The following is a 22,849-nucleotide window of genomic DNA, read 5'->3' as shown; positions in this document are numbered from 1 at the left end:
CCACTCAACGGGGCTCTATCGACCCAATGGGGTGATGCGTGCAGCGCGGTCTCTCGCCCGACCGGCGCAAGCCGGGTCGAATCCGTGTCGAGGATTCCCATCGCCACCCCGCCGGACCCGGTCTCTGCCTACCCTTGGCACAGGGCGGGGCGAGACGCCGGCGGCCCTCGCTCGTCGAGCAAGGGGGAACCGTGGCGACATCTGAGCTGCTACCGACCGGGGGGTCACCCGAGCCGCAGCCGCAGGGGGGATCCGACGCCCTCGGGCGATCGACGCCGCTGGCGGTGGTGCGCCTGGGCGCTGCCGTCGTCGACCTGGCGCCGGGAGCCGTGGTGACCGTCGGACGTGGGTCCGAGGCGGATGTGGAGTGTCTCGACCCGCGGGTGTCACGGGTGCACCTGACGGTCCGCTGCTACGGCGACGGACGCCTCGAGGTGGAGGACGCCGGCACGACCAACGGCACCTACTGCTACGGGCGTCGGGTCACCCGCGAGGAGGTCTGCGCCACGACCGACCTGTCGCTCGGCAGCCTCGACGGCCCCACGGTGACCATCCTGATGACCGACCACACCGGTGCGCCCAGCGAGGCGATCACGGGGCAGGAGGGGGTGCCGCTCACTGTGGGCCGCTCGGCGGACAACTCCATCGTGCTCGAGGACCCCCTCGTCTCCCGACACCACGCGCGACTGGTGCGACGTGGCGAGTGCTACGAGGTCTCGGACCTGTCCAGTCGCAACGGCGTCCAGGTCAACGGGGCCCCCGTGACGACCACCCTCATGGCGCCCGGGGATCGACTCTCCATCGGGCGCACCACCTTTCAGACCTTCGACGGAGCACTGGTCCCGGCGTCGGACGAGGACGCCGTCCTCAGCGTCGAGGGGATCGGGTTCACGCTACCGACGGGCAAGGTCCTCCTAGACGATGTCACGCTGGCTGTCCCCGCGTCGAGCCTCCTGGGGGTCATCGGTCCGTCGGGCGCCGGCAAGTCCACACTGCTGCGGGCGCTCACCGGGACGGCCCCAGCTACCCGGGGACGGGTGATGTACGGCGGCTCCGACCTCTACCGACACCAGGCCAGCCTCCGGCAGCGCATCGGGGTCGTCCCCCAGGACGACGTCGTGCACCGCCAGCTGACCGTGCGCCAGGCCCTGGACTACGCGGCGGAGCTGAGGCTGCCAAGCGACTACACGTCGCAGGCGCGCGAGGCCGAGGTCGATCGCGTCCTCGGGGACCTCGGCCTCGACGAGCACGCAGGCACCCCCATCAGCAGGCTGTCGGGCGGCCAGCGCAAGCGCACGTCGGTCGCCATGGAGCTGCTCACGCAGCCCAACCTGCTCATCCTCGACGAACCCACCTCGGGCCTGGACCCCAACCTCGACCGCAGCGTCATGGGACTGCTGCGGCAGCAGGCCGATTCGGGCCGCATCGTCATCGTGGTCACGCACAGCGTCGCCAACCTCGACATGTGCGACAACGTCCTGGTCCTGGCACCGGGCGGCCGCGTGGCCTACTTCGGCAGGCCGGGCCGGCTGCTGGGGCACTTCCGGGTGCGCGACTACGCCGACGTGTTCCGGGTCACGGACGAAGACCCCGAGGGGGCGGCCGCCGCGTTCTCTGCGACGCGGCGACTGGGCCAGCCTCCGCAGGACCACGCCGATCAGGTCGGGGAGGACCGTGCCCCGGACCTGCCGGTCGTCCCTCAGCGGACGCTCCGACAGTTCAGCACCCTCGTGCGGCGCCAGGCCAGGATCGTGCTCGCCGATCGCTCGTACGCCCTGTCCACGGTGGTGATGCCGCTGGTGCTGGCGTTGATGGCGCTCGCCATCCCGGGATCCACCGGCTTTCGTCGTCCAGCGACGGATGCCCTCGGGGAGCCGTCCCAGCTGCTGGTGATCCTGGTCGTGGGCGCGGCCTTCATGGGCATGTCTGCCTCGGTCCGGGAGCTCGTCGGCGAACGCGCCATCTTCCTGCGCGAACGCGCGGTCGGGCTCTCCCCGGCGATCTATCTCGCCGCCAAGTTCTGCGTGTTGCTGGTCCTCACCCTCGTGCAGAGCCTGCTCCTGCTCTGCGTGGTGCTGCTGCGCAAGCCCCCGCCGCACGCCGCCTCGTTGCTCGGCAACGGCACCCTTGAGCTGCTGCTCGCGATCTGCGGGACGGCCCTCGCCTCTGCCGCCGTCGGACTGATGCTGTCGGCGATCGTCGGCACCAACGAGCAGGCCATGCCCGTGCTCGTCGTGAGCGTCATGGGCCAGCTCGTCATGTGCGGAGGCCTCATCACGGTCACCGGTCGACCCGTGATGGAGGCGCTCGCCGCCCTGGTGCCCGCCCGCTGGGGATACGCCCAGGGGGCCTCGACGATCGATCTGCGATCGCTCAACCCAACCCTGCCGCAGGACGGTCTGTGGGCCCACACGCCGACGGCGTGGCTCCTCGGCGCGGCGTGCCTGACCCTCATCACCTCCGTGAGCCTGGCGGTCGCCGTCCTGCGATTGCACCGGCAGAAGTCGTCCATCTGAGGAGCTGTCTTGCGAACTCCATCGTCCTTGGCCGTGCCCACGTGCCTGCGCCTGATCTGCCTGAGCCTCGTGGCGGGGCTGGGCGCCTGCACGGTCCCCGTGGACCCGGCCCCGGCCGGGCAGCAGTCCCAGGGAGGTGCCTCCAGGCCTTCGACCTCGGCGTCCTTGCGCACCGGTGACGGGGCGGGGGCGGGGAGCGCCGGGCGATCGTCGACCCCGGCGCCACCGCACCAGTCGTCGCGAGCGCTCCCGACGGGCACCCCCACGGGAGGGACACCCTCCCGTGCCGCCGGAGCGAGTGGGGGCGAGGGGTGCACCGCGTCGCGCCTGGTCGATGCCATGTCCCGTGAGCAGCGAGTGGGTCAGCTCGTCATGGTGGGTGTGCCCGCCGGCGGCGACTCTTCCGTCGTCCGCCGGCAGATCCGTCGCCTGCACGTCGGCAACGTCTTTCTCCGGGGACCCTCGCGGGCGGACCACGCCGCGGTCGCCGCGCAGACGAGGTCGCTGCAGCAGGCGGCGGACGACGCCAGCACCGCGGGGGTTCGCCTGTGGGTCTCGACGGACCAGGAGGGCGGGCAGGTGCAGGTGCTTCGGGGCAGCGGCTTCCCGACCATGCCCTCGGCGCTCGTGCAGGGCGGATGGGGCACGTCCGAGCTGCGCTCCCGGGCCACGGAGTGGGGGCGGGGCCTGGCCTCGGCCGGGGTCGGCGTCAACCTGGCGCCGGTCGTCGACACGGTGGTGAACGCCTCGGCCGCCCCCGCCAATCGACCCATAGGACGCTACGACCGGCAGTTCGCCAACGACCCCGGGGCCGTGGCGGCAGCCAGCACGGCCTTCACCAGGGGTATGGCCGACGCCGGTGTGGCGGCGACGGCCAAGCACTTCCCCGGCCTCGGGCTGGTCTCCGACAACACCGACACGACCGACGTGGTGACGGACACGTCGACCGACGCGTCTTCTCCGTCGCTCGGCACCTTCAAGGCGCAGGTGGAGGCGGGCGTTCCGCTCGTGATGATGTCGTCTGCCCGCTACGCCCGGATCGACCCGGGCGTGCCGGCCATGATGTCGCCACGGGTCGTCGGCCTCGTTCGGGCGCTGGGCTTTCGGGGCGTGGTGATCACCGACGACCTGGGTCGTGCCCGGGCGGCACGTGTCTTTTCACCGGACGAGCTGGCGACTCGGTCGGTGGCTGCGGGGGTGGACGTGCTGCTGACCACGATCCCCGAGGGCGTTCCGACGATGGTGCAGGCCCTGATGGCCCAAGCCCGTCGGGATCGTGGCTTCGACGATCGCGTGCGACGGGCAGCCCTGACCGTGCTGGAGACCAAGGCGCGCCAGGGGTTGCTGCCCCCACGCTGCTGACCAGTCTCCTCGGGCCGATAAGGTCGCGCCATGAGCACCCGCAACCTCCTGCGCAGCGAGGCGCAGCACCGGTCCGAGCACCTGCGCGTCGCGACCTACGAGGTGGAGCTGGACCTGTCGGGGGCCGATGATCTCGCCCGGGCGACCTTTCCCACCCGCACCACCGTGGCCTTCGCCGCCACGACGCCGGAGACCTTCCTGGACTTCCTCGGGCCGGTGGTCCACCGCGTCGAGGTCAACGGCACGGACGTCGAGGTCGAGCATGACGGCAACCGGGTGCAGCTGCGGGGCCTGCTCGTCGGTGGGGACGGCGTCGGTGGGGACAACGTGGTGACGGTCGAGGGCGAGGGAGCCTACTCGCGGTCCGGGGAGGGTCTGCACCGCTACCAGGACCCCGTGGACGACGAGGTCTATCTCTACACGCACTTCGAGCCGACCGACGCCCGCCGCGTGTTCGCGGGCTTCGACCAGCCGGACCTCAAGGGCCGGTTCACGGTCGTGCTCACCGGCCGCGCCGACTGGGAGCTGCTCGCCAACCAGCCTGTGGCGTCACGGGACTCGGCCGGCACCAGGGACGACGGGGTCCAGCTGGTGCGACAGGTGCACGCGCCCACGCCTCCGCTGTCGACCTACATCACCTGCGTGGCCGCCGGCCCCTACCACCGGGTCGAGGACGTATGGCGCCGCGGCGGCCCCGACGGCACGCAGCTCGAGGTGCCGCTGGCCGCCCTGTGCCGCCGCTCCCTGGTGGGGTCCTTCGACGGCGAGCGGATCCTCGACACCACGCGCCGCGGCCTGGACTTCTTCCACGAGCACTACGACTTCCCTTATCCCTGGGGCAAATACGACTCGATCTTCGTGCCGGAGTACAACCTCGGCGCGATGGAGAACCCCGGTCTGGTGACCTTCCGCGACGCGGGCTACGTCTTCCAGTCCGCGGCGACGCGCTCCCAGCACGAGCTGCGCTCCAACACGATCCTGCACGAGATGGCGCACATGTGGTTCGGCGACCTCGTGACTCCGCGCTGGTGGGACGACCTGTGGCTCAAGGAGTCCTTCGCGGACTACATGGGGACCGAGGCCAACGCGCGCGCAACGGAGTTCACCGACGCGTGGACCCCCTTCTGCGCACGGCGCAAGGCCTGGGCCTACCTGCAGGACCAGCTGCCGACGACCCACCCGATCGTCGCGGACATCCCAGACGTCGAGGCCGCCAAGCAGAACTTCGACGGGATCACCTACGCCAAGGGCGCGTCCGTCCTCAAGCAGCTCGTGGCCTACGTCGGCAAGGACGAGTTCTTCGCGGGCGCCCGGCAGTACTTCCGGGACCACGCCTACTCCTCGACCGGGCTCGCGGACCTGCTCTCCGCCCTGGAGGCGGCGTCCGGCCGCGACCTCGGCGGGTGGAGCCGGCTCTGGCTGCAGACGGCCGGCATCGGCACTCTCACGCCGGAGGTCGTGGAGCGCGACGGGGTGGTCGAGCGCCTGGTGCTGCGCCAGGAGGCGGTCGACGCGATGACGGGTGAGCCGGTGACCCGCCCGCACCGTCTCGTCGTGGGTCTGTATGCCCTGCAAGGAGACTCGCTGGAGCGCACCTCGCGGATCGAGCTGGACCTGACGACCGACGAGCACGAGGTGACCGAGGCGGCCGGCCTGCCGGTGCCCGACCTGGTCGTGGTCAACGACGACGACCTCACCTACGCCAAGGTGCGGCTCGACGACCGCTCGCTGGCCGCCGCTCGCGGTCACCTGAGCTCGATCGGGTCGTCCCTCACCCGCGCCGTGCTCTGGTCGGCGTTGTGGAACTCCTGCCGCGACGGAGAGCTCCCCGCCGAGGACTACGTGCGCCTGGTGCTCGACCACGCGCCCCGCGAGGAGGACGTGGCCCTGCTGGCCAACGTGACCGCCAACGCCCAGACCGCGGTCGAGGCCTATGCCCCGGCCTCCTCCCGCCCGGCGATCCGCGAGGCCTTCCTCGACGGGGTGGTGCGCGAGCTCGAGGCGGCCGAGCCGGGGTCCGGGGCGCAGCTGGTGTGGGCACGCGTGCTCGCGTCCGGGTCGGCCACGAGCCCGCGGCACGCCGACCGCGTGCGTTCGCTGCTCGAGGGGGCGGCCGAGGTCGAGGGACTGGCCCTGGACCCCGAGCTGCGCTGGGCCTTCCTGCAGTCGCTGGCCGCGCAGGACCGCGTCGCGCCGAGCGAGCTGGACGCCGAGCTGCAGCAGGATCGCACGTCCCTGGCGCCGGTGCGGCACCGGGCGGCGCTCGCGTCATACCCGCGGGCCGAGCTCAAGCGCGAGGCCTTCCGCACGGTCGTCGAGGACACCAGCCTCACCAACGATCTCGTGTCGGCCTGGACCACGGGCTACGCCCAGCCGGGTCAGGCGGCGCTGTCGGCAGAGCTGGTGCCCGCCTACTTCGCTGCGCTGGAAGGCATCTGGGACTCCCGCAGCCAGGAGCTCGCGTCCCGAGCGGTGCTCGGGCTGTTCCCACGTGGCGCCGACCTGGAGCCGGGGCAGGAGCCCGAGGCGCACCCGGTCCCGGTCGCCGCGCAGGCCTGGCTCGACGAGCACCCGTCGGCGCCGGGCGGGCTGCGGCGGCTGGTGATCGAGCAGTGCGACCACGTCCTGCGCGCGCTCCGCGCCCAGACCCGCCGGGGGTAGAGGCATCAGCCTGCGGTGCGAAGGCCGGTCGATGCCCTCGCCGCCGGTAGGTTCGAGGGCATGACGACCGTCACCGGCGACACCTACCGGATCACCGTCCTCACCCCGCAGCTCGTGCGTCTCGAGCAGTCCCCCGACGGGAGGTTCGAGGACCGCCCGACCCAGGTCGTGCTGCACCGCGACCTCGGCGAGGTGCAGACCGAGGTCACCCGCACCACCCAGGGCGTCGAGGTGGTCACCGACGGCTTCCACCTCAGCTACGACGAGGGGCCGTTCAGCCCCGAGGGACTCTCGCTCCAGGTGCGCGGGGGCGTGTCCAGCTACCACTCCGTATGGCGGTTCGCCGAGCCCTTCGAGACGCTCGGGGGCACGGCGCGGACCCTCGACAAGGCCGACGGAGAGATCCCGCTGGAGCCAGGTGTCCTGTCCCGCAACGGTTTCGCCGTCCTCGACGACTCCCGGTCGCTCGTGCAGGGCGAGGACGGGCCCGAGCCCCGCCCTGCCGGCGCCATCGACCTCTACGTCTTCGCCCACGGCCGCGACTACCGCGCCGCGCTGCGCGACTTCTACGCCCTCACCGGCCCGACGCCGCTCGTTCCGCGCTACGCCCTGGGCAACTGGTGGAGCCGCTACCACCGCTACTCCGACGACGAGTACCGCCGTCTGGTCGAGCGATTCGCGAGCGATCGGCTGCCCTTCTCGGTCGCCGTCCTCGACATGGACTGGCACATCACGGACCCGGACCCGCGGTTCGGCAGCGGGTGGACGGGCTACACCTTCGACCGCGAGCTGTTCCCCGACCCGGCGGGCTTCCTTGACTGGCTTCATGATCGGGGCATGCGCGTCACGCTCAACGACCACCCGGCGGACGGGGTGCGGGCGTTCGAGGAGGCCTATCCGCAGATGGCGCGGTCGCTGGGCGTCGACCCCGCGACGGAGGCGCCGCTGTCCTTCGACGTCACCGACGAGCGTTATCTCGCAGCGTTCTTCGAGCACGTCGCGCACCCGCTGGAGCGTCTCGGCGTCGACTTCTGGTGGATCGACTGGCAGTCGGGGCCCTACTCGCGGCTCCCCGGCCTGGACCCGCTGTGGGCGCTCAACGATCGCCACTTCCACGAGCTGGCCTCGACGGGCGTGCGGCCCATGATCTTCAGCCGCTACGCCGGGCCGGGCTCGCACCGCTACCCGGGGGGATTCTCCGGCGACGCGGTCATCTCGTGGGCGTCGCTGGCCTTCCAGCCGTACTTCACCGCGACGGCGTCCAACATCGGCTACGGCTGGTGGAGCCACGACATCGGTGGCCACATGTGGGGCGTCAAGGACGACGAGCTGGCCGTGCGCTGGGTCCAGCTCGGGGTCATGTCGCCGATCACGCGCCTGCACAGCGCGGCGAACCCGTTCAGCGGCAAGGAGCCCTGGCGCTACGGCCCGCTCGCCGAGCGGGTCATGGGCGAGTGGCTTCGGTTCCGGCACCGCCTCGTGCCCTACCTCTACACGATGGCCGAGCGGGCGAGCGTCCAGGGCCGGCCGCTCGTGGAGCCGCTCTACCACGAGCTCCCTTGGCGCGAGGAGGCCTACGAGGCGCGCAACACCTACCTCTACGGCTCCGAGCTGCTCGTCGCGCCGATCACCGAGCCCGGCGACGCGCGCTGCGGTCTCGGGCGCGTCCAGACGTGGCTGCCGCCGGGTGACTGGTGGGACGTCACCACCGGCTGGAGGTATGCCGGCGACCGCCGCCTGGTCGCCTACCGCGACCTGTCGACGATCCCCGTGCTCGCGCGCGCCGGCGCCATCCTCCCGCTGGCCGCGGACGGCGGGGACGACTTCTCCGTCGACGAGGCCGACGACCTCGAGATCCGTTGCTACGCGGGCGCGGACGGCTCGTTCACGCTCTACGAGGACGACGGGGCACCCCAGGCGGCGCTGCGGGCTGCGCGGACGCCGATCCGCCTCGGGTGGGAGGCGCGCACCGTCGTGGTCGGCCCCACCGAGGGCGCGACCGACGTCGTGCCCGCCTCGCGCACCTGGCGGCTCGCGGTGGTGGGGGTGCCCGCAGGCACCCGTCTCGCGATCACGGTGGACGGGGTCCCGGTGGACTGCGACACGGTGACCGACGAGGGACGGCATACGGTCGTCGCCGTCGTCACCGGGGTGACCCCTGCCCAGCGGGTCGAGGCCCGGATCCTGGGCGCAGATCGGCTGGCGGACAACGACATCCACGCCGCGACCTATGCCGTCCTCGACGCCGCGCAGGTGGAGTTCGAGGCGAAGTCCGCTGCGCTGCAGGTGATCACGTCCGGTGCCGCCCCCGCGCACGTGGTCTCGCAGCTGATGGCCCTCTCCCTGGACGAGGCCCTGCTCGGTCGCCTGGTCGAGCTCGTCACGGCCTCGGAGCCGGTCACCTGACGGCAGCTCCTGACAGGGCGTCCAGGCTGACCATGGGTGCGCCGTCGACCCAGTCGGCGCGCGTGGATCCCTGCGCGGCGTACCACGGTCGGACCCGCCACGCGGTGTCCGTGAGGCGCGCCCGTTCGGTCGGGTGACGCACGATGCTCGCGACGACCTGGAGGTCCAGGTCCGGTTCGTGCAGGCGCAGCCGGGCGTTCGGGTCGGCCGCGAGGTTCGCCAACCAGTGGCGAGGGCCAGGGGTTCCGACGACGTGCAGGCGTCCCTCGTGGACGACGTACCAGATCTCGAGGGTGCGCGGGCGCCCGCTGCGTCGGCCCGTCGTGGTCAGGTCGCAGACGCCCGTGGGTGGCAGAGCGGCGACATCGAGTGGGCTGGGAGCCGGGTGGACGCCCCCGTCGCTGGTCGGCCCGGCGCGTGCTCGTGATCCCATGCACCCCAGCCTGGATGGTCAACCTGGGTTGAGGTCAAGGGCGTCCGAGTTCGCACCCACCGACATCGTGAGTGTTTCGTCCAAGATTCTTGGACGGAACACTCACGATCATGGAGGTGGGGAGGGCCGTCCGGGGCGGAGATCGGCGGGCCACGTGGGCCGACCGGCTAGGTTGGGTCCGACGAGCAGAGGGAGGGTGCCGTGCGCCGCACGACGACGAGCCTGGCCGGTGCGGGGGCGATCGCGCTCGCGCTCGCTCTGGGGGTGGCGGGCTGCACCTCGGACACCCCGGCCCCGCAGGACGTGGCCAGGCAGTATGCCGAGGGCCTGGCCCGCCTCGACCTGACCGGCGTGCCCGTCGACGGCGTCGACGCCGCCACCGCCACGACCCGCCTGACCGCCCTGACCAAGCCCCTGGCCGGCACGAAGCCGCAGGTCAGCGTGCGACAGGCCGGTCCCGACGAGGGGGAGTCCACGACGGCCCGCCTCGCGGTGACCTGGCCCGGGACGGGGGCGAAGCCCTGGAGCTACGAGACGACCCTCCCCCTGGTCAAGCGGGACGGGACCTGGCGCGCGCAGTGGAGCCCCGCGACGGTCGTGGCGGGTGCGACGGAGGGGGACACGATCCGCGCGGAGCGCACCGCCGCCCGCCGTGGTCGGGTCCTCGGCGCCGGCGGCGCAGCCATCGTCCAGCCCCGGCCGGTGCGTCGCGTCGGCGTCGACAAGGTGACCGTCACGCCCGAGCAGGCCCTGGCGGCAGCGCCCAAGGTCGCGGCCTTCGCCGGGCTCACCGACACCGCTGCCTACGCGGCGCGGGTCAGGGCGGCGGGGCCCAAGGCCTTCGTCGAGGCGATCGTCCTGCGCCAGGGCGACCCCACCCTGGCCCGGCTCGACGCCCTCACCGCCTCGACGCCGGGGGTGGGGGTCGTGGACGCCGAGCTCCCCCTCGCGCCCACCCGCACCTTCGCCAAGCCCATCCTCGGGACCGTGGGGGAGGCCACCGCCGAGGTCGTCGAACGGTCCAAGGGTGCGGTCGCGGCCGGCGACGTCGTCGGCCTGTCCGGACTGCAGCAGGCGCAGGACGCGACGCTGCGAGGCACCCCCGGGCTCACGGTCTCGCTCGTGCACGCCGGCACGGCCAAGCCGGTGCACAGCACGGAGCCGGTCCCCGGCCGGGACGTCACGACGACGCTGGACGTCGCCCGGCAGACCCGCGCCGAGCAGCTGCTCGCGGGGATCAAGCCTGCTAGCGCCCTCGTGGCCGTCCGCCCCTCCACCGGTGAGGTCGTCGCTGCCGCGAGCGGCCCTGGGGGACAGGGATACTCGACCGCCACGCTCGGCAAGTACGCCCCCGGCTCGACCTTCAAGATCGTCAGTGCGCTGGCCCTCCTGCGCGGCGGCGTGACCCCCACGACGCCCGTGCCGTGCACCCCGACCCTCACGGTCGACGGCAAGCCCTTCGAGAACTACGACGCCTATCCCGCCGACGGCCTCGGCCAGGTGCCGCTGTCCACGGCCTTCGCCAAGTCCTGCAACACGGCGTTCATCGCCTCGCGCGACAAGGCGTCCGGCGACGCGCTGCCGCGGGCCGCCGCGTCGCTGGGCCTGACCGCGACCCCGTCCGCCGGCGTCCCCGCCTATCTCGGCGGCGTGCCGGCGCCGGGCAGTCAGGTCGAGGCCGGCTCCGAGATGATCGGCCAGGGCGAGATCACGGCGAGCCCGCTCGGGATGGCCACGGTGGTCGCCAGCGTGGTCAAGGGCGGCCCGGTGACCCCGCGGATCGTCATACCCACCAACGAGACCGGCGCCACGACGCCCTCTGCCAGCGCGACGCCCCCGACCACGGCGACGCCCTCGGCGGCGACGGCTCAGCCGGTCACGGCCGCCGAGGCCGCCACCCTGCGCACCCTCATGCGCGGGGTCGTCACGGGCGGCAGCGGCGCGTCGCTCGAGGACCTGCCCGGCGATGTGATCGCCAAGACGGGCACCGCGGAGTTCGGCACGACGACCCCGCCCAAGCTCCACGCCTGGATGGTCGCGGCCCGAGGCGATCTCGCCGTCGCGGTCTTCGTCGACGAGGGGGAGGGCGGGTCGCGCACGGCCGGCCCGATCCTCAGGGCCTACCTGCAGGGATGAGGAGCGAGATGACGACCACCTCTGGAGCGCGGTCACACACCTCCCCCTGGGAGCTGTATGACGGCCTGACGGCGCTGGTGCCTCGCGGCGTCACCGTCACCACCTGCGTGGTGTCGCGGTGGGCGCTCGTCGAGACCGACGCCGGCGGGGCGGGGCTGTCGAGCGTGCCCGACGACGGCCGCGACGACCCGCACGGGCCGCAGGACGTGGTCGGTCAGGACCTCGCCGACGTGGCCGCGCTGGTGCGCTCGTGGGACCGACGCCTCGCCGCGATCGGGCTCGCCGCCATCAACGCCTGGTGCAACACCCAGGAGCGGCTCGAGGCGCACGCCGGTGACGTGATCGACTGGGACGCCTCGGCGTTCGAGCGGTCGGGGGAGCTCGTGCAGGGGCGCCGGGTGGCCGTCGTGGGGCGCTTCCGCCACCTCGACCAGCTCGCGTCCCGCTGCGACCTGACGGTCCTCGAGCGCCGCCCCCAAGGTCGTGACCTGCCCGACGCCGCAGCGGAGTTCGTGCTGCCGGAGGTCGACCACGCGTTCATCACGAGCATGACGCTGGCCAACAAGACGCTGCCGCGGCTGCTCGAGCTGAGCGGCGGCGCCCGCACCACGCTGGTGGGGCCGAGCACGCCGCTGGCGCCCGAGGCGTTCGCGGGGCGGGTCGACGAGATCAGCGGGTCGCTGGTCTACGACGCGCCCTGGTGCCGCCGCGCCCTGATGCAGGGGCAGGGGATGGCCTCGATGCGGGGCGCCCTGACGCTCTTCAACCTCCGCGTCCCCGCCTGACCGCCCGCCCCAGACCACCCGCCATTGGTCACCAATGACGTGTCGAGGGGTGTTATGAACGATCCAAAACGTCATTGGTGACCAATGGCGCGAGCCGGGTGAGCCGCGCGAGCCGCGCGAACCACGCGAGCCGGGGGAGGACGCGGCAGGTCAGATCAGGTCAGGTCAGGGGCAGCGGACGACCTGGCCGGCATAGGCCAGCCCGCCGCCGAAGCCGAACAGAAGGATCGGGGCGCCGCTCGCGACCCGTCCGCTGCGCACGAGCTTGGACAGGGCGAGGGGCACGCTCGCCGCCGAGGTGTTGCCGGACTCGACGACGTCGGTGGACACGACCGCGTCGGTGGCCCCGATCTTGGCCGCGAGCGGCTCGATGATCCGCAGGTTGGCCTGGTGCAGCACGATCCCGGCGAGGTCGCTCGGCGCGACGTCGGCCCGCTCGCAGATCTGTCGGGCGATGGCCGGCAGCTGCGTCGTCGTCCAGCGAAAGACGGCCTGGCCCTGCTGGCTGAACCCGTCGGGCAGCTCCTTGATGACGACGGCGTCGCCCATCTCGGGCACCGACCCCCACACCACGGGGCTGACCCCGCGCTCCGGCGACGCCTCGAGCACGACGGCCCCGGCACCGTCGCCCACGAGGATGCACGTCGTGCGGTCGTTCCAGTCGATGAAGTCCGTGAACTTGTCGACACCCACGACGACCGCGCGCGTGGCGCTGCCCGTGGCGATCGCCTGTTCCGCGAGCGCCAGCGCGTGGCAGAAGCCCGAGCAGACGGCGTTGACGTCCATGACCGCGGGCGCCGAGCCGAGCCCGAGCCGGCGGGCCACCTGGGCGGCGGTGCTGGGGGAGCGGTCGTGGTTGGTGCAGGTCGCGACGATCACGAGGTCGATGCCCGCGGGGTCGATCCCCTTGTCCTGCAGGGCGTCCCGTGCGGCCTCGGTGGCCATGTCGGCGACCGTCTCGTCCGGGGCGGCCACCCGGCGCTGCGCGATGCCGACCCGGCGGGTGATCCACTCGTCGCTGGTGTCGACCAGGCGGGACAGCTCGTCGTTGTCCAGGATGCGCGCGGGCTGGTAGTGGCCCACGGACACGATGGTCGAACCGATCACGGGTGGGCTCCTCGGGCAACGGTGGACGGGATGCGTCGGTTCGCCCCAGCATGCGCGTTACCCCTGGGTACGCAGAATCGGCGTCGTCTCGCCGGAGGTTGACGGATTGTGGCGACGCGTGGTCACGGATGCCGCTCCCCCCTATGGCGTAACGGGCGGGGGCGTCATACGCTCGCGAAGCGACCAACGTCGGTCGCACGCCATCTCTGGGAGGAACCGTGCACAAGCACCCATGGACCGGTCGAGGGAGACCGGTCATCGTCTCGGCGGCTGCTGCAGCCGTCGCGTTCGGCCCGCTGGCGATCGCCGGCGCGCCGGCCAACGCCGCAGGCCAGGGTTCTGCAGAGCTCTACATCGTCCAGGTCGCGGGCGCGCCGCTCGCCACATACACCGGTGGGGTCGAGGGGATCCCCGCCACCAAGCCCGGCAAGGGCAAGAAGGTCAAGGTCCGGTCCAGCGCGGGGCAGCGCTACGCCCAGCACCTCAAGGCCGACCACACCGACACGCTCAAGGCCGCGGGGGTCCCCGCCTCGGCCAAGACGCGCGACTACACCACGTCCTTCAACGGCATGGCCGTGCGCCTCACGCCGGCTCAGGCGGCCAAGCTGGAGAAGTCCGGCGACGTCGTGCGCGTGTGGAAGAACGAGATCCGCACGATGGACACCAACACCACGCCGCAGTTCCTGGGCCTCGACGGCCCGAACGGCGTGTGGCAGAAGCAGTTCGGCGGCAACGCCAACTCCGGCTCCGGCATGATCATCGGCGTCATCGACTCGGGCATCTGGCCCGAGAACCCGTCCTTCGCCCCGCTCGCCAACCCGACCGACCAGTGGCGCATCGACCAGAACTGGAACGGCGTCTGCGACGGCGGCACCGGACCCAACAAGGTCACCTGCAACAACAAGCTCATCGGCGCGCGTGCCTACTACAGCGCCTCGACGGTCGAGCCCTTCGAGTTCAAGACCCCGCGCGGCTACAACGACCACGGCACCCACACCGCGGGGACCGCCGCCGGCAACTACGGGGTCCCGGCCTCGATCAACGGCATCTCGGTCGGCAAGATCTCCGGTATGGCGCCTGCCGCCCGCATCGCGGCGTACAAGGCCCTGTGGGCGACCCCTGACGGCCGCGCGAGCGGCGCCACGGTCGACCTCGTGGCCGCCATCGACCAGGCGGTCGCGGACGGCGTCGACGTCATCAACTACTCGGTGTCGGGCTCCAGCGTCTACTCCGTGACGCCGGACGAGATCGCGTTCTTCAACGCCGCCGACGCCGGCGTCTTCGTCTCCGCGTCGGCCGGCAACTCCGGTGACACCGTGGGCGAGTCGTCGGTCGCGCACAACTCCCCGTGGGAGATGACGGTCGCCGCCAGCACGGCGCCCAAGGCCGTCAGCAAGAAGGTCACGCTCGGCAACGGCCAGACCTACACCGGTGTCGGCACCGGCGGCAAGATCGGCCCCGCGGCCGTCATCGACTCCGAGAAGGCCGGCCTGCCGGGCGCGGACGCGACCAAGGTCAAGTACTGCTACTCCGACGTCGACGACAACCACGGCAACGGCATCACGCCCGTCCTCGACCCCGCCAAGATCAAGGGCAAGATCGTCCTGTGCACGCGCGGCGGCAACGCCCGCGTCGACAAGGGTGAGGCGGTCAAGGCCGCCGGCGGCATCGGCATGATCCAGGTCAACACCGCGGACAACCAGTCGCTCAACGCCGACTTCACGCCGGTGCCGATGATCCACCTGTCGGCCACGGACGGCGCCAAGGTCAAGACCTACGTCAACGCCGACGCCAACCCCACCGCGACGCTGGGCGACCCCTACCTCGACCCCGCCGCGCGCAACCCCGAGATGGCGGGCTTCTCGTCATACGGCCCGTCCCTGGCCGGTGGTGGTGACCTGCTCAAGCCCGACATCACCGCCCCGGGCGTCGACATCATCGCCGCCGTCTCGCCCAAGGCCGACGGTCACAACAACTTCAACTCCATGTCCGGCACCTCGATGTCGGCCCCGCACATCGCCGGCATCGCCGCGCTCATCAAGCAGGCCCACCCCGAGTGGACCTGGTCCCCGATGGCCGTGAAGTCCGCGATGATGACGACCGCGTCCCCGCTCGACGACAAGGGTCAGCCGATCCAGCGCTCGGGCGAGAACGCCACCCCGCTCGACATGGGCTCCGGTCACGTCCGTCCGGCCCAGGCCCTCAACCCGGGCCTGGTCTACGACTCCTACTCGCCCGACTGGCTGATGTACCTCTGCGGGATCAAGCAGCTCGAGCTCGTGCAGGCGCCCGGCACCTGCGACCGGGTCGGCACCATCGACCCGAGCGACCTCAACTACCCGAGCATCGCGGTCGGCGACCTCGCCGGCTCGCAGACGGTCACGCGCTACGTGCGCAACGTCGAGAGCAAGACCGCGACCTACAAGGCTCGCGTCCAGCAGCCGACCGGCGTCAAGGTCTCCGTCTCGCCGTCGACCATCACCGTCAAGCCGGGTGAGACCAAGAAGTTCACGGTCACCTTCACCCGCAGCGCGGCGCAGATGAACCAGTACGGCTTCGGCGCGCTGACCTGGCAGGGCAACCGCGGCCAGGTCGTCCGCAGCCCGCTCGCGATCCGCCCGGTGGCCCTGGCCGCCAGCACCAGCGAGATCAAGAGCGCGGCCACGTCCGGCTCCGAGGTCATCAAGGTCACGCCCGGCTACTCGGGCACCCTGACCGCCAAGCCCGCCGGCGCGATCCCGTCGCAGGTCAGCACCGGCACCGTCGCCAAGGGCGCCGTCCTCACGACGACCGTCCAGGTGCCGGCCGGCACCAAGGCCGCCCGCTTCGCGACCTTCGACGCCGACTACCCGCAGGGTGTCGACATCGACCTCGTGGTCAAGAAGGACGGCAAGGAGATCGGCAACAGCGGCGAGGCCACGGCCCAGGAGCAGGTCACGCTGATGAACCCGGCGGCCGGCACCTACACCGTCGAGGCCAAGCTCTTCGCCGGTGCGGACTCGCTCGCGATCAAGCAGCACTCGTTCGTGCTGGGCGACAAGGCCGAGGGCAACCTCACGGCGACCCCGGCCACCCAGTCCGTCACGATGGCCCGACCGACCACCGTCACGGCCGCCTGGAAGGGCCTGACCGCGGGGCAGCACTACTTCGGTGCGATCTCCCTCGGCAACGGCGCGGCCACGGTCAAGGACGTCTTGGTCAGCCTGGACCCCAAGTGACCTCAGCCCGCTGAGTCACCGACGAGGGCCCGTCACCTCCGCGAGGAGGGGGCGGGCCCTTCGGCATACCTGCTCTGCTCTGGTCAGGCCGGGGAGGTGAGACCGTTCAGGTCGGGCAGCACGACGTCGGCGCCCGCCTCGCGGAGCGCCTCGGCCGAGAAGCTGGTGGTGACGCCGACGACGGTCCCGACGCCCGCGGCTCGCCCGGCCCGGACGCCGGCTGGGGTGTCCTCGGCGACCAGGCAGTCCTCGGCGCGGACCCCGAGGGTGCGTATGGCGAGGAGGTAGCCGTCGGGCGCCGGCTTGCCCTCGGTGACGTCCTCGCGGGTCACCATCGCCGCGAACCGCTCGGAGCCGCCGAGGAGCTCGAGCGCGGCGACCGCCCAGCGACGGCCGGCCGAGGTGACGAGCACGCACGGGATGCCGCGGGCGCAGGCGTCGTCGACGAGCTCCCGTGCCCCGGCGACCGGCTCGGGGAGCAGGTCGTGGGGGTGGTGCGACACGACCTCGTGGAAGAGGGCGGTCGGGTCCTCGGCGGACCAGGGGCCCGGGGTGCTGGCAAAGACGTCGTCCGCGCGGCGACCGGTGAACAGCGAGAGCAGCGCGTCGTCGTGCTCCCACCCGCGGGCGCGGAAGAAGCGCCGGTAGGCCTCGCGGTGCACGGGCTCGGAGTCGACGAGCGTGCCGTCGAGGTCGAGCAGCAGCGCGGCGGGTCGCCTCAGCTCGGCCACGTCAGCAGCGTCTCGCCCACGGCGACCGGCGATCCGGCGCGGTCGGTCGGCACGGCGCCGGCCAGCTGGTCCAGGACGCACACCATGACGATGGGGGAGCGGTCGCCCGCCTCGACGGTGGTGGGATCCCAGCGGACCACGGCGGCGCCGGCGTCGACGTGGGCGCCCTCGGTGGCGAGGACCTCGAAGCCCTCGCCGCCGAGCTGGACGGTGTCGATGCCCAGGTGGACGAGCACCGCGATCCCGTCCCCGGCGATGGCGAACGCGTGGGGGTGCAGCTTGGCGATGGTGCCGGAGATCGGCGCGACGGCGGTCTGCGGCTCGCGCGCCGGGTCGACGGCCAGGCCGGGGCCGACCATCTCGGCGGCGAAGACCGGGTCGGGGGCCTCTGCCAGCGGCCGGATGGTGCCGGTCGCCGGGCTGAGGACGTCCGTCACAGCAGGTCCTCGATGTCCTCGGCGAGGTTGTCGGCCTCGGGGCCGACGACGACCTGCACGACCGTGCCGGCGGCGACGACGCCGTGCGCGCCGGCGGCCTTGAGGGCGGCCTGGTCGACCACGGAGGGGTCCTTGACCTCGGTGCGCAGGCGCGTGATGCACGGCTCGATCTCGACGATGTTGCCGGCGCCGCCGAGAGCGGCCAGGATCTGCTCGGCCTTGGTCATGTCAGGGGTCCTTTCGGGATCACGCGCGGTCGTCGGAGGACGAGTCTGCTTCGGTCTGGGTGACCTTGGCGAGCCCGCGCGGGCTGTCGGGGTCCAGGTCCAGCCGGGCGGCGAGGCGTTCGACGACGAGCTGGGCGGGGACGATGGTGCCGATGGGGGCCAGCGTCTCAGGTGCGGCGGGTGCCGGCACGTGCAACCCGCAGGCCCGGACGAACTCGTCGTCCCCACCGATGCCGATCACGGTGGCGCCACGCTCGGCCAGCGCTCCGGCGAGCTCGGTCATCGGACCGGTGAGCGGGCCGTCCTGGGCGCAGACGAGCACCGCCACCGCGCCCGGACGGACGACGGCGATCGGCCCGTGCCGCAGGTCGGCGTAGGAGTAGCCGCGCACCGGGCGCAGGCAGGTCTCCTCGATCTTGAGCGCCGTCTCGAGCGCCGTGCCGAGCAGCAGGCCGCGGCCCGTGACGATCGTGGGGCCCATGGCCTCGGCCAGGGCGCACGCGGCCTCGTCCACGCCGGCGCCGGCCTCGATGACCTGCGCGATGCGCCGGGGGAGCTCGGCGAGCTCGGCGTCGAGCGTCGTCGGGGTGGGCGAGAGCGCGGTGGCGAGGACGGCCATGGCGATGGTCTGGCCGAGATAGGTCTTGGTCGCGGGGACGGCGAGCTCGGGACCGGCCTGGGTGACGAGGGCGAGGTCGGCCTCGGCCGCGAGGGGGGAGTCGGCGACGTTGGTGATGGCGACCGTCGCAGCGCCCTGCGCGCGCACCAGCGCCTGGGTCTCGACCAGCTCCTGGGTGCTTCCGGACTGGCTGACGGTGACGACGAGCGTGTCGGACAGGTCGACGGTCGCCTGGTAGTGCGTGAACACGCTCGGTGCCAGCATCGCGGCGGGACGCCCGGCATACGTCTCCAGCAGGTAGCGGCCGTAGAGGCCGGCGTTGTCGCTGGAGCCGCGCGCCGCGAACAGGACGTGGCGCCGGCCCTCGGCGAGGGCGGCGATCTCGGGACGCATCGGCACCAGCGCCTCGATGGTGCGCGTGGCGGCGGCGGGCTGCTCGTGGATCTCGCGCAGCATCTGGCTCTCGATCATGACGTCTCCTTCGAGTCACGAGTCGGCATCGGCACGGTTGGGCGCGTTGACAGCGATGGCGACGAGGTGGATCCTACAGGTCCGTACTGGTACGGACCAGTATGCACCACACTGCCGGACGAGAGGACCCCGATGCCACCGCGCACCCGCCTCTCCGACGGCCCCGTCCCCAAGCACGTCCAGCTCCGCGAGGCCCTCGCGGGCCGGGTGCGCACCCTCGGGCCGGACGACGCCATCCCGTCCGAGCGGGAGCTCATGACGGCCTACGACGTCAGCCGGGCCACGGTGCGCCGGGCGATCGAGGGGCTCATCGCCGACGGCGTCCTGCACCGCATCCAGGGCAAGGGGACCTTCGTGACCCGGCCCCGCGTCCAGTCCCACCTGCACCTGGCGTCGTTCACCCAGGACATGCGCCGCCGGGGGCTGACCCCCTCGACCCGGCTCGTCGGGATCAGCCTCGAGGAGCTGCCCGGCGAGGTGGCCGGGGACCTGCGTCTCGAGGCGGGCGTGCCGGCCTGGCTCGTCCAGCGGGTGCGGCTCGCCGACGACGAACCCATGGCCTTCGAGCGGGCCTGGCACCCCGCGGACCTGCTCCCCGGCCTCGACCAGCACGACCTGACCGGCTCGCTCTACGACGTGTTCGCCCACGAGTACTCCCTGACCGTCGACACGGCCGAGCAGACCGCCTGGGCCGACCAGGCCCAGTCCGCCGCCCGCCACCTCGGGGTGTCCACCACCGCCCCCGTCATGATCTTCGACCGGCTCTCCCGCTCCGGGGACCGGCCGATCGAGCGCGTACGCAGCTGGTACCGCGGAGACCGCTACCAGGTGCACATGACGCTCGACCGCACGATGACGCCCTGACGCCGTCGCGCCGCACCACCCCGCACCCCCGAGAGGAACATCCGATGAGCACCACCAGCACGACGACGGCGTCGGCGCCCCGAGAGCGCAAGGGCCTGGCCGCCGCCCAGAAGCTCGGTCGCAGCCTCATGCTGCCGATCGCCGCCCTGCCCGCCGCGGCCATCCTGCTGCGCCTCGGCCAGCCCGACATGCTCGGGGCCGACGGCGCCGGGTGGACCCAGGTCGCCCCCGTCATCGCGGCGGCCGGTGACGCACTGTTCGCCAACCTCCCGCTGATCTTCGCCGTCGGCGTGGCCATCGGCTGGGCCAAGAAGGCCGACGGCTCGACGGCCCTCGCCGCCGTGATCGGCTACCTCGTCTTCAAGGGCGTGGGCGACGCCATGTCGCTCCTGGTCCTCGACCAGCCCACCAAGGCGGGCGAGAAGCCTGCGCTGATAAACTACGGCGTGCTCGGCGGCATCCTGATCGGTCTGCTCGCCGGCTGGCTGTGGCAGCGGTACTACCGCATCTCCCTGCCGCCCTACCTCGCGTTCTTCGGCGGCCGACGCTTCGTGCCGATCGTGACGGCCTTCGCCGCCCTGCTGCTGGCCGTGCTCACCGCGTTCATCTACCCCGCCTTCAACACCGGGCTCACCTCCGTCGGTGAGTGGGTCGCCAAGAACACGATCCTCGGCGGCTTCGTCTACGGCACGCTCAACCGCCTCCTGATCCCGCTTGGCCTGCACCACATCCTCAACTCCGTGCCGTGGTTCATCCTCGGCGACTACACCGCCGCCTCGGGCAAGGTCGTGCACGGCGACATCGCCCGCTTCCTGGCCGGCGACAAGACGGCCGGCGCCTTCATGACCGGCTTCTTCCCGATCATGATGTTCGCCCTGCCCGCAGCGGCGATCGCCATCTGGCAGGAGGCCAAGCCGGCCGCCAAGAAGGTCACCGGCGGCATCATGCTCTCGGCCGCGCTGACCGCCTTCCTCACCGGCGTGACCGAGCCGCTCGAGTTCGCCTTCATGTTCGTCGCCTGGCCGCTCTACGTGATCCACGCCGTCCTGACCGGCACCTCGCTGGCCCTGGTCAACGCCCTGGGCATCAAGGACGGGTTCGGCTTCTCCGCCGGCGCCATCGACTTCGGGCTCAACCTCGGCATCGCCACCAACCCCTGGTTGCTCGTGCCCATCGGGCTCGGCTACGCCGCGCTGTACTACGTCCTCTTCCGGTTCGTCATCCGCAAGTGGAACCTCAAGACCCCCGGCCGCGAGGACGAGGGCGAGGAGAGCGGCGTGCTCGACTCCGACGCCCGCCGATGATCCTCACCGCGCAGCGTCTGCTCACCACCCGGGGCATCACCGGCCCCGGGTGGGTGCGCGTCCAGGGGGACACGATCGTCGAGGTGTCGTATGCCGAACCGCCCGCACCCGGGGCCGGTCCCGACGCAGAGGACTGGCTGGACCTCGGGGACGTGCTCCTCGCGCCGGGCTTCGTCGACGCGCACAGCCACGGAGGCGGCGGTGCGGCATACACCGATGGCACCCAGGACGCCGCACGCCAGGTGATCGCCACGCACCTCGCGCACGGGACGACCACGATGATGGCGAGCCTGGTCACCGACACGATCGACGAGCTCGCCCGGCTGGTGGGGGTGCTCGCGCCGCTGGTGGCGGACGGCGAGCTGGTGGGCGTGCACCTCGAGGGGCCGTGGCTGAGCCGCTGCCACAAGGGCGCGCACGACCCCGACAAGCTCGTGCCCCCGACCCGGGCAGACCTCGACCGCCTGCTCGGCTCCCATCCCGGCACCGTCCGGATGGTCACGCTGGCACCCGAGCTGGAGGGCGGCCTCGACGCGGTCCGCACCGTCGTGGGGCGCGGCGTCGTGGCGGCGATCGGCCACTCGGACGCGACCTACGACATCGCGCTCGACGCGATGGATGCTGGGGCGACGGTGGCGACGCACCTGTTCAACGCGATGCGGCCGCTGCACCACCGCGAGCCCGGCATCATCGGCGCCTCGCTCACGGATCCCCGCGTGGCGGTCGAGGTGATCTGCGACGGCATCCACGTGCACCCGGCGATGGTGCGTCACGCCGCCGACACCTGCCCCGAGCGGCTCGTGCTCGTCACCGACGCGATGGCGGCGGCGGGGGCACCGGACGGTGAGTACCTGCTCGGGCCCCTCGGCGTCGAGGTCATCGACGGCGTCGCGCGGCTCGTCACCAACGGCGCCATCGCCGGCAGCACGCTCACGCTCGACCGGGCCGTCCGCTACGCGGTGCACGTCGCCGGCGTCCCGCTGGAGGTGGCGCTCGCCGCCGCGACGGCCAACCCGGCCCGGGTGCTGGGGCTGGACGACCGCGGCACGCTCGAGCCGGACAAGCGGGCCGACCTGGTGGCTCTCGACGCCGACCTGCAGGTCACCACCGTGGTCCGCGCCGGGATCCCGCTCGGGGACTGACCCCGGGCCGATGTTCCTACCCCAGGCGCGGGAAGGGCCGGTCACCGTGATGCGGTGACCGGCCCTTCGTCATACGGGCTCGAGCGTGAGACTGGGTGCAGGATCCGGTGTCAGCCCGGCGTCAGTGACCCGCCGGGCGACCGGTGTCCTCGGCGTCGTCGGTGTCGACGTAGTCCGGGACCACGATCGGCCGCAGCCGCGCCCACGCCATGAAGCAGCAGGCGACGACCAGCAGGGCGAGGCCCGTCCACAGGTTAGCGTTGACGCCACCGGTCTTGTCGAGCTCCTTGTCCCCGAAGAGTCCCATCAGGGTGAGGACCAGGCCGTAGAGGCCGAGCAGGTAGCCGATGAAGTTGCGGATGTCGAACGCGCCCGCCTTGTGCCTTCCCTTGCCCGGGCGAGCGGCTGAGGTGCTGGTGCTGGAGCTCAT

At 72.3% G+C, this 22,849-nt stretch carries 17 protein-coding genes; 10 read left to right on the top strand and 7 right to left on the bottom strand.

What is annotated here, in order from left to right; translation table 11 throughout:
- Positions 1–191: 191 nt before the first annotated feature.
- The 4 genes from B4K29_RS10055 to B4K29_RS10040 all read left to right on the top strand — a co-directional run bounded on the left by B4K29_RS10055 (position 192) and on the right by B4K29_RS10040 (position 8,945).
- Positions 192–2,516 carry an ATP-binding cassette domain-containing protein gene (locus tag B4K29_RS10055; RefSeq protein ID WP_286967206.1) on the top strand — a complete coding sequence of 775 codons (2,325 nt, stop codon included), beginning with the start codon at positions 192–194 and terminating at the stop codon, positions 2,514–2,516.
- Positions 2,517–2,855: 339 nt separating this feature from the next.
- Entirely contained in the window at positions 2,856–3,878 is a 1,023-nt protein-coding gene (locus B4K29_RS10050) for a glycoside hydrolase family 3 N-terminal domain-containing protein (RefSeq protein WP_286967204.1), read from the top strand.
- 30 nt (positions 3,879–3,908) lie between these two features.
- The gene (gene pepN, locus B4K29_RS10045; RefSeq protein WP_286967202.1) at positions 3,909–6,539 is read left to right on the top strand and encodes an aminopeptidase N; all 2,631 of its coding nucleotides are present in this window, start codon (positions 3,909–3,911) and stop codon (positions 6,537–6,539) included.
- Positions 6,540–6,599: 60 nt separating this feature from the next.
- Entirely contained in the window at positions 6,600–8,945 is a 2,346-nt protein-coding gene (locus B4K29_RS10040) for a glycoside hydrolase family 31 protein (RefSeq protein WP_286967201.1), read from the top strand.
- On the opposite strand, the gene B4K29_RS10035 is transcribed toward B4K29_RS10040, so the two are convergent.
- Positions 8,938–9,378 carry a nitroreductase/quinone reductase family protein gene (locus B4K29_RS10035; RefSeq protein ID WP_286961698.1) on the bottom strand — a complete coding sequence of 147 codons (441 nt, stop codon included), beginning with the start codon at positions 9,376–9,378 and terminating at the stop codon, positions 8,938–8,940. The two genes, B4K29_RS10040 and B4K29_RS10035, sit on opposite strands and share 8 nt — an antisense overlap.
- Positions 9,379–9,579: 201 nt before the next feature.
- Here B4K29_RS10035 and B4K29_RS10030 point away from each other — a divergent pair, with 201 nt between their 5' ends.
- Both B4K29_RS10030 and B4K29_RS10025 read left to right on the top strand, forming a co-directional pair.
- Complete coding sequence (locus tag B4K29_RS10030; RefSeq protein ID WP_286967200.1) at positions 9,580–11,514, top strand: penicillin-binding transpeptidase domain-containing protein; 1,935 nt, start codon at positions 9,580–9,582, stop codon at positions 11,512–11,514.
- 8 nt (positions 11,515–11,522) lie between these two features.
- Positions 11,523–12,299: a Rossmann-like domain-containing protein gene (locus tag B4K29_RS10025; protein WP_286959113.1), complete on the top strand. Its 777-nt coding sequence runs from the start codon at positions 11,523–11,525 to the stop codon at positions 12,297–12,299.
- Between the two features lie 165 nt (positions 12,300–12,464).
- On the opposite strand, the gene B4K29_RS10020 is transcribed toward B4K29_RS10025, so the two are convergent.
- Positions 12,465–13,406 carry a beta-ketoacyl-ACP synthase III gene (locus tag B4K29_RS10020; protein ID WP_019285099.1) on the bottom strand — a complete coding sequence of 314 codons (942 nt, stop codon included), beginning with the start codon at positions 13,404–13,406 and terminating at the stop codon, positions 12,465–12,467.
- Between the two features lie 218 nt (positions 13,407–13,624).
- Between B4K29_RS10020 and B4K29_RS10015 the strand changes: the two genes are divergently transcribed.
- Positions 13,625–16,624: a S8 family peptidase gene (locus tag B4K29_RS10015; RefSeq protein ID WP_286967199.1), complete on the top strand. Its 3,000-nt coding sequence runs from the start codon at positions 13,625–13,627 to the stop codon at positions 16,622–16,624.
- Positions 16,625–16,707: 83 nt separating this feature from the next.
- Here B4K29_RS10015 and B4K29_RS10010 read toward each other — a convergent pair whose 3' ends face one another.
- The 4 genes from B4K29_RS10010 to B4K29_RS09995 are packed head-to-tail and all read right to left on the bottom strand — an operon-like array spanning position 16,708 to position 19,109.
- Positions 16,708–17,355 carry an HAD family hydrolase gene (locus B4K29_RS10010; RefSeq protein WP_239265798.1) on the bottom strand — a complete coding sequence of 216 codons (648 nt, stop codon included), beginning with the start codon at positions 17,353–17,355 and terminating at the stop codon, positions 16,708–16,710.
- Positions 17,343–17,792, bottom strand: coding sequence for a PTS sugar transporter subunit IIA (locus tag B4K29_RS10005; RefSeq protein WP_029211510.1), 450 nt, complete (start codon positions 17,790–17,792; stop codon positions 17,343–17,345). Before B4K29_RS10005 ends, B4K29_RS10010 begins: the two co-directional genes overlap by 13 nt.
- Positions 17,789–18,019, bottom strand: coding sequence for a glucose PTS transporter subunit EIIB (locus tag B4K29_RS10000; RefSeq protein WP_019285096.1), 231 nt, complete (start codon positions 18,017–18,019; stop codon positions 17,789–17,791). The genes B4K29_RS10005 and B4K29_RS10000 overlap by 4 nt, the downstream gene beginning before the upstream one ends.
- A gap of 19 nt (positions 18,020–18,038) precedes the next feature.
- Positions 18,039–19,109 carry an SIS domain-containing protein gene (locus B4K29_RS09995; RefSeq protein WP_239265796.1) on the bottom strand — a complete coding sequence of 357 codons (1,071 nt, stop codon included), beginning with the start codon at positions 19,107–19,109 and terminating at the stop codon, positions 18,039–18,041.
- A gap of 132 nt (positions 19,110–19,241) precedes the next feature.
- On the opposite strand from B4K29_RS09995, the gene B4K29_RS09990 reads away from it, so the two are divergent.
- From B4K29_RS09990 to nagA, 3 genes are read left to right on the top strand one after another with little or no spacing between them, the layout of a single operon-like run.
- Entirely contained in the window at positions 19,242–19,973 is a 732-nt protein-coding gene (locus B4K29_RS09990; RefSeq protein WP_029211508.1) for a GntR family transcriptional regulator, read from the top strand.
- A 44-nt stretch (positions 19,974–20,017) separates the two neighbouring features.
- Complete coding sequence (locus B4K29_RS09985; protein ID WP_019285093.1) at positions 20,018–21,277, top strand: PTS transporter subunit EIIC; 1,260 nt, start codon at positions 20,018–20,020, stop codon at positions 21,275–21,277.
- Positions 21,274–22,419 (top strand): N-acetylglucosamine-6-phosphate deacetylase, encoded by a 1,146-nt coding sequence (gene nagA, locus B4K29_RS09980; RefSeq protein ID WP_029211506.1) that lies wholly within the window; start codon positions 21,274–21,276, stop codon positions 22,417–22,419. Before B4K29_RS09985 ends, nagA begins: the two co-directional genes overlap by 4 nt.
- Before the next feature lie 121 nt (positions 22,420–22,540).
- Here the strand turns inward: nagA and B4K29_RS09975 are convergent, their stop codons facing one another.
- The gene (locus B4K29_RS09975; protein ID WP_286967198.1) at positions 22,541–22,849 is read right to left on the bottom strand and encodes a hypothetical protein; all 309 of its coding nucleotides are present in this window, start codon (positions 22,847–22,849) and stop codon (positions 22,541–22,543) included.

The organism is Arsenicicoccus sp. UBA6765 (assembly GCF_002453335.1).
In the GTDB taxonomy this organism is placed as follows: Bacteria; Actinomycetota; Actinomycetes; order Actinomycetales; family Dermatophilaceae; genus Arsenicicoccus; species Arsenicicoccus bolidensis.
Note: the sequence above shows the minus strand (reverse complement) of the source record. Positions and strands in the feature narration are given on the sequence as shown.